Annotated in this window: 2 protein-coding genes; one reads left to right on the top strand and one right to left on the bottom strand. The window is 66.3% G+C overall.

From position 1 onward, the window contains the following. On the bottom strand, positions 1 to 359 hold a 359-nt coding region (locus LH128_RS29720), incomplete at its 3' end, for a DUF2239 family protein (protein WP_008833407.1). Positions 360 to 690: 331 nt separating this feature from the next. Between LH128_RS29720 and LH128_RS29715 the strand changes: the two genes are divergently transcribed. Continuing rightward, on the top strand, positions 691 to 958 hold a 268-nt coding region (locus tag LH128_RS29715), incomplete at its 3' end, for a DUF1476 domain-containing protein (protein WP_008833406.1).

Raw genomic sequence — 958 nt, 5'->3', positions numbered from 1 at the left:
ACGGTGAGGAAGCGGCAGGCGGCATCGAGACACTCGCGCTCGCTGCGCCCGGCCCGCATCGCCGCCTCCACCAGCTTGCGCAAGGTGACCGAGGCGCCGCCGGGCTGGCCGGCCAGCCATTCCCAATGGCGCGGCAGCAACGTGACCTCGCGCGCCTCCACGCCGAGCGAAGGCCGCCCGCGCGGACGCGGTGCGGCGGGTTCGGTCAGGTCGAGATCGACCTGCCGCCCGGTATCGTCGTCGAAGGCGAGCAGATCGCTGCTGCGGGCGAGCGGACCGAGATCGCGTAGCGCCTGGGTGAAATCCCCCGGCTGTCCGCGCGCGATCACGTCGTCCTTGTAGAATACGGTGACGGCCATGGGCACTTCCTTTCGGACAGCGCCGCTACATTAACCCGGATGAAATTGTCAATATACCCGGATTAAAATTGATCTAGGCACGCTTTTGACGGGAAGCGGCCGTTTTATCCTCCCTGTTCCGAAGGAATGGGGAGGTGGCAGCCCGCAGGGCTGACGGAGGGGTCTTCTCCCCCTCCACCCCCGCCTGCGGCGGCGGTCCCCCTCCCCATCGCTTCGCGACAGGGAGGATTCTTCGCCTCTCGATCCATCGGTCGCTATTGCGAATCAAGGATTGCCCCGCAGCCCCGCGTTCCCTATCGGCATGGACAACGCTTTAACCCGAGGTTGTCCGATGACGAGTTTCCAGGACCGCGAGCGCGCCGAAGAAGCGAAGTTCGCTCACGACGCCGACACGCTGTTCCGCATCCAGGCCCGCCGCAACCGCCTCGTCGGTGAATGGGCGGCCGAACGCATGGACTTGTCGCAGGCCGAAACCGATGCCTATGCCAAGGCCGTCGTCCAGGCCGACTTCGAGGAAGCCGGCGACGAGGACGTCATTCGCAAGCTGCTGGGCGACCTGACCGCCGCCGGCGTCGATACCACCGAAGCGGAAGTGCGCG

The sequence above is a fragment of the Sphingomonas sp. LH128 genome, assembly GCF_000293195.2.
In the GTDB taxonomy this organism is placed as follows: domain Bacteria; phylum Pseudomonadota; class Alphaproteobacteria; order Sphingomonadales; family Sphingomonadaceae; genus Novosphingobium; species Novosphingobium resinovorum_A.
The sequence above is the reverse complement of the archived record's forward strand: the minus strand, read 5'-3'. Positions and strand labels throughout refer to the sequence as shown.